Source organism: Paraburkholderia franconis (assembly GCF_009362735.1).
Lineage (GTDB): Bacteria > Pseudomonadota > Gammaproteobacteria > Burkholderiales > Burkholderiaceae > Paraburkholderia > Paraburkholderia franconis.
The window spans coordinates 1-5,684 of the sequence record NZ_WHNP01000165.1 but is presented as its reverse complement, the minus strand read 5'-3'; the positions used below and the strand labels follow the sequence as shown (position 1 = coordinate 5,684).

General features: G+C 58.8%; 5 protein-coding genes and 2 pseudogenes. 5 read left to right on the top strand and 2 right to left on the bottom strand.

All coding sequences use genetic code 11. From position 1 onward, the window contains the following. The 5 genes and pseudogenes from GCT13_RS50385 to GCT13_RS46775 form a co-directional block, all read left to right on the top strand. A pseudogene (locus GCT13_RS50385) lies at positions 1-412 on the top strand (hypothetical protein); the annotation flags it as partial. Then, complete coding sequence (locus tag GCT13_RS50750; protein ID WP_321575066.1) at positions 300-956, top strand: group II intron maturase-specific domain-containing protein; 657 nt, start codon at positions 300-302, stop codon at positions 954-956. The pseudogene GCT13_RS50385 and the gene GCT13_RS50750, both read left to right, overlap by 113 nt. 64 nt (positions 957-1,020) lie before the next feature. After that, positions 1,021-1,548: pseudogene (locus tag GCT13_RS46785) on the top strand (IS6 family transposase); the annotation flags it as partial. Positions 1,549-2,199: 651 nt separating this feature from the next. Further along, a complete protein-coding gene (locus tag GCT13_RS46780; protein WP_087740357.1) occupies positions 2,200-2,493 on the top strand; it encodes a toxin-antitoxin system TumE family protein in 294 nt (97 codons plus the stop codon). Continuing rightward, positions 2,490-2,834: an HVO_A0114 family putative DNA-binding protein gene (locus GCT13_RS46775; RefSeq protein WP_227747395.1), complete on the top strand. Its 345-nt coding sequence runs from the start codon at positions 2,490-2,492 to the stop codon at positions 2,832-2,834. The genes GCT13_RS46780 and GCT13_RS46775 overlap by 4 nt, the downstream gene beginning before the upstream one ends. Positions 2,835-2,924: 90 nt before the next feature. Here the strand turns inward: GCT13_RS46775 and GCT13_RS46770 are convergent, their stop codons facing one another. Both GCT13_RS46770 and GCT13_RS46765 read right to left on the bottom strand, forming a co-directional pair. After that, entirely contained in the window at positions 2,925-3,524 is a 600-nt protein-coding gene (locus GCT13_RS46770; RefSeq protein ID WP_087740359.1) for a DUF7713 domain-containing protein, read from the bottom strand. Positions 3,525-3,792: 268 nt separating this feature from the next. Then, a complete protein-coding gene (locus GCT13_RS46765) occupies positions 3,793-5,277 on the bottom strand; it encodes an ISNCY family transposase (RefSeq protein ID WP_152768347.1) in 1,485 nt (494 codons plus the stop codon). Between the last annotated feature and the right edge of the window lie 407 nt (positions 5,278-5,684).

Here is a 5,684-nt window from a genome sequence, read left to right as displayed (position 1 = left end):
GATTGAACAGCAGATCCAGGAATCACGGCGCCACGGAGCGATGCAAAGCGAACTGTTTCTGGTCATCAACCGGCTCGAGGAATTTGCAGCCGCTGTCACTGAAAAGCTTGATGCGATTGATCTTGAAACGAAACGCAAGATCGTTCTGGGCCTGGTCAAGCGCGTCGAAATCCACAAGGACGAAATCGTCGTTGTGTTCCGTGTCGATCCGCAGCCCCCGGTTCGCGGCAGCGAAAATTCGAACGACTCAGACGAAGGAGCGAAAAGTATGCAACATTGTAGGCGGCGTAATCAGCCCAGTGCTATCAAATCTGTTCCTGCACTATACGTTCGATGTCTGGATGGGCCGGATGTTTCCCGATCTTCCCTGGTGCCGGTATGCAGACGACGGACTGGTTCACTGCCGGACTGAACAAGAGGCGCAAGCTGTCAAGGCTGCGCTTCAGGCAAGGTTGGCAGAGTGCCATCTGGAAATGCATCCGGACAAGACCAAAATCGTCTACTGCAAGGATGGCAGTCGCAAAGGGCGGTATCCAAACACGCAGTTTGACTTTCTCGGGTACACCTTTCGGCGGCGAATCGTGAAGAATCGCAGACGCAACAGCATATTTGTGAACTTCACGCCCGCCGTCAGTGCGGCGGCCCTCAAGTCCATGCGGCAAACGACTCGCGAGGCTCGCTACCAAACCCGGACGTATCTCAGCGTGACTGACATCTCCCGCTTGCACAATCCAGTCCTGCGAGGCTGGTTGAGCTACTACGGGAAATTCAGTCCGTCAGCGATATATCCGGCGCTCAGGCACTTCAACAAGACGTTGGTTGCCTGGGCAATGCGCAAGTATAGGCGCCTGAAAGGACACAGAACACGGGCGTCTATCTTCGTGGAAGGCATTGCGAAGCGGCAACCGCAACTGTTCGTACATTGGCAACGGGGAATGACAGGCTCGTTCGCTTGATGGGAGCGGTGTGAGTCGAGAGGCTCACGCACCGTTCTGCGAGAGGCTGGAGGTGAAATTCCTCTGGTCTACTCACCTCGTGCCGCTGTTCGAAAAGGCGTTTCGCCGACACAAACGTCCGGTCGGTACCAGTTGGCGCATGGATGAGACGTACGTCAAGGTGGGCGGCCGGTGGAAATACCTGTACCGCGCGGTGGACAAGGCCGGCAACACCGTCGACTTCCTGCTGCGCGCCCGTCGTGACAAGACCGCAGCCCGACGTTACTTCGAGAAGGCGATCGGGCGCAACGGCGAGCCCGAGACCGTCACCATCGATAAGAGCGGCGCGAATCGGGCTGCACTCGAGGCCCTGAACGCTGAACGGGAAACGCCCATCCAGATCCGGCAGGTCAGGTACCTGAACAACCGGGTCGAGCAGGACCATCGCGCAATCAAACGCGTCATCAGGCCGATGATGGGCTTCAAGGATTTTCGCTGCGCGCGCATCATCCTGTCCGGCATCGAGGTCATGCATATGATTCGCAAGGGGCAGATGAAAGATGACGGCATTGCCCGAACTGTCGCCGACCAGTTCTATTCTCTGGTGATGTAAGCAGTACTACTCATAGTAGCCGCCGCTCGTCCTGCCATCCTTATCGCGACAAAATCCAATTTGCACCGGAGCCAGACCAGGGCACTCGCGCTCGCATAAGGCAGCGTTTACGGGATTCTCAGGGGAATAAGCATCGGCTTGTCCCCGGCGGCCGCCCACGGGTCGCCGCAAGTGCCTTGGTGGCAAGGGCCCAAACCCGCCAAAAGAAAACGCCCACGTTTTTCACGCAGGCGTTTCCGTGGCCCCGCTACCGCGCCCCATTGAACGGTCTTCCCGTCCGTTACTCCGTCGGGACCGGCTTCCGCGCGGCTCCCATCAAGTATAGGACGCGCACCGGATCGGACATATTTGCGAAGCCTTATTGGCAGCCAACCCATCCATCATCGTGCGGCATCAGCGGCATGCCTCGATGTGGCCGACGCGATATCGCGATGGAGAGACGGGACCGACGGGGTTCAGCCCGAAAGCCGCATTGGCCCCTTGAAGTCTCGACTCGGCTCTGGCGTCCTGTGGACCGCGTCTTCAGTCAGTCTGCTATGCCGACTGACCGATTCATCGATATCGGAACCCGAAGAACCGCGTCGCCAATTAACCACCGTGCGCCTCTTATGGCGCTTGACGCCATAACTTCTGTGTGGCATCCTGCGCCATATGAAGAAGAAAGCCACGCTCCTGTTCGAGGACCGAACCATCTACCCGGATGGAGCCATTCTCGAAATGCGCATCTGGCGATTACCGGAGAGCGACGGCGAACGACCGCACGGTCTCAAGTACAGCCTGTTTTATGGTCGGGCTGGTCAGCGAATCATCGGCTACGACAACGAGCGAGGCAAAGGCGATCACCGGCACTACCGGGATCGGGAAGAGCCGTACAAATTTTCGACGCCTGAGCAGATGGTGGCTGATTTTCTGGATGATGTAAAACGTGAGCGAGGTGAATCATGAGCAAAATGAACGTGCATGTTGGTGGCGCGCGGGATATGGGTCGTCGATTCGCGGCGGCGTTCAACCGTGCGCAGGCAGGCGAGAATTTCGAAGAGCGGCACGTGACGTTTCTGTCGCTCGAGGAGATGCTGGCTGCACTGTCGCCGAAGCGCCTTGAGATGCTTCGTCATCTTCATCGCGAAGGCGCAGAGAACGTGAAGGCGTTGGCAACTGCGCTGGATCGGGACTACAAGCGTGTCTACGAGGACGTGGTGATGCTCGAGAACGCTGGCCTTATTGTGCGCGAAGAAGGCCGTCTGACCGCGCCGTGGGACGCAGTGACCGCCGAGGTTTCCTTGTGACCGAATCGCACACGGCCGTTGGTGCGCCTGATGCTGATCGTTGGCTCCGAGGCGATGGTATCGTTTAATCCGGCTAGCGACATGTATGCCTCATGCCTCGTCGCTCGGATCCACCAGTTCAATCCGGAACTGCCACCCTTCGAACGCCATCAACATCGCCCCAAAATCGGTCCAGTCGACGCGCCTGCCATCGATGACCACACGCGGCAGGCGGCCGCTCTCGCCGCTGTCCTGTCCGCTGTCCCACTCGATTCGCCCACGGACCGTCGTTCCGGCTACCTCGAGATTGCCGGCATGCTCGACCAGATGCCTGACCGTCAGAGCACGCTTGACCTTCTGCACCAGATTTCCCAGAAGCTCGAACGGATCCGACTGTGGTTCACCGAGAAGCTGAAAACGGAAACCCACGCAGTCTTCTTCGCCGGGAGCCAGTTCGAACGCCTCCAGTGAAAGCTGGTCGCCGAACAGCAGGCTGCGGAAATAAAACTCGTGTACAACACCATCCGCATCGGCCAGCCGCACGGGCGTAAACTCCGGATGTTCGAAGGCGTGAAGCTCTGCAAGATGCGCCATCTCGGTATTGAAACAGCGGCTGCAGAGCGACCGGAAGGCACCATCGCCTGAAGCGACGCTGACAACGTCGTGCGGCGACATGACTGTTCCGCACCGGACACAGGTGTTGCCTGGCATCAACGTTCCTCCAGCGCCTTTCGCCTTGAACATATCCATTGTCGCATCTTTGATAGCGCGATGTTCACGCGACGTGCCCTCTCCTACCCGGTTGGCAGTCAAGCAACCAGGTCGATTACGAGCCGGCTTTTGAGCCTGCTCGTGCACAAGGCGTTTTAGCATATGCGAAGGAATACTAATGTCGAGGCCAGATTGAAATGTCCGCTTCCCGGCTAGATAGAGATGTCCGGGTTCAAGGGTTCAGGGTTTGCTTCTCATGGGTTAAAGATCACGCAGTGTCGAAGGATGGCGTTTGAATGGGCAGGGCGCTTACGTCCGTTCCCCTGTCCCTTGCAGACCGCCGGCCAGGTTTGCGGGGTTGCGGTTGTGCCGGTCTTTGCTGTGCAAGGTCCACGATTGCATGCTCAACGTCGGCCTGATTGAATTCACGTTGTTTCTTCTTGCCGGTCGAACGCGTTTGAACTTTGGTTGATGCGCCCAGATGAGTCCGGGAAGGTGCCTTACCGATGCGGCTGTTATCGCGTTGTGCCTGAATCGCCTGCGAGACCTGAAGCACATGGCCCAGTCGCTTGTGTTCAACGATCGCGCCCTGATCGATCTCGGCCAGCCGGTCGTACTGCCTGCACGTCAGAACGCGGCCGTCCGCCCGGAGTTCGATGCGCCCATCGGGGTACTCCCAGATCTCGATATATCGATCGATCAGCTTGCGGTGCTCCGGCGTGTCCTCCAGCAGATACATCACCCGGTCGTACTGCACGGTCAGCGACTTTGTCACCTTGCGCGACTCGCGCCACGTCATCACCAGCTCAAGGCTCTCATCCGCACGCAGCGGCCGGTGCGCGTCGAAATCGCTCTTCGGTGGCTTTGCGAAACGGGCGTTATAGGTCGCCATGAAGGCAGGGGCGTACGCATTGGCATCGGCGATCGTGCTGATGCCACGCAGTCGCAATTCCTTCACGAGACGGTCCTGCAGCGTCAGATGTGCGCGCTCCACGCGCCCCTTGGCCGGACTGCTGTTCGCGCAAAACGTGTCGATGTTCAGCTCGTACATTGCGCGCCCAAAGTGGGTCACGCTATTGCCATCCTTGTTCGCGCCCGTTTTGCGAAACACGCTGTACTTGTCGCTATAGAGCGCGCCGGGTTTGCCATGGCGCTCGATGTACGCGCGCGTCGCCTCGAAATAACTGAACGTCGACTCGGTCTGCGTGAAATGCAATGCCATCAACCGGCTCGTCGCATCGTCGACGTACACCAGCAGCGTGCAGGCCGGCGCCCGTTCCTCGAACCATCGGTGATCGCTGCCGTCGATCTGCACCAGCTCGCCCAGACACGCGCGCCGGGCCCGCGGCTGATAGACCTTCGGCGGGCGCTGTCGGCGCGGTATCCACAGCCCGGCTTCCATCATCAGCTTGCGCACGGTTTCCTTCGCGAGCCGGACGCCGTGACATTCGCGCAGCTTCTCGCACGCCAGCGTCGGGCCGAAGTCGGCGTAGCGCTCACGGACGATGACCAAAGCCCGTTGAGCCAGTTCGCTGTCCAGTCTCCGGTTGCCGGGCATCCCGCGCTTGCGAGAGACGAGTCCTGGAGCGCCAGACTCGCGGTATCGGGTCACCAGCCGTCGAATTTGCCGCGTCGTCAGACCCAGACGTTCAGCGGCACGCCATGGCTTGAGCCGTCCCTCCATCACGTCCTGAATGACCTTGAATCTGTCCAGTTCCCGCATCGTCATTGTTATCCGTTCTGTCACAGCCATCGATGTCTAGAGCGCCCGAAAACGGCGGGTGGCTAGCATACGACGGCATCAAAAGCGGACATTTCTATGCGGCTAGAAGCGGACATTACCATCTAGCCGCTACAACTAATGTCGAGGCCAGATTCAGATGTCCGCTTCCCGGCTAGATAGAGATGTCCGGGTTTAAAGGGTTCAGCGTTTGCTTTTCATGGGTTAAAGATCACGCAGTGTCGAAGGATGGCGTTTGAATGGGCAGGGCGCTTACGTCCGTTCCCCTGTCCCTTGCAGACCTCCGGCCAGGTTTGCGGGGTTGCGGTTGTGCCTGTCTTTGCTGGGCAAGGTCCACGATTGCATGCTCAACGTCGGCCTGATTGAACTCGCGTTGTTTCTTCTTGCCTGGCGAACGACTTTGGACTTTGGTTGGGGCG

Excerpts from the sequence above, each read along its gene's own strand:
- GCT13_RS46780 (WP_087740357.1), top strand. The coding sequence starts at position 2,200 with ATGAAGAAGAAAGCCACGCTCCTGTTCGAGGACCGAACCATCTACCCG.
- GCT13_RS46775 (WP_227747395.1), top strand. The coding sequence starts at position 2,490 with ATGAGCAAAATGAACGTGCATGTTGGTGGCGCGCGGGATATGGGTCGT.
- GCT13_RS46770 (WP_087740359.1), bottom strand. The coding sequence starts at position 3,524 with ATGCCAGGCAACACCTGTGTCCGGTGCGGAACAGTCATGTCGCCGCAC.
- GCT13_RS46765 (WP_152768347.1), bottom strand. The coding sequence starts at position 5,277 with ATGGCTGTGACAGAACGGATAACAATGACGATGCGGGAACTGGACAGA.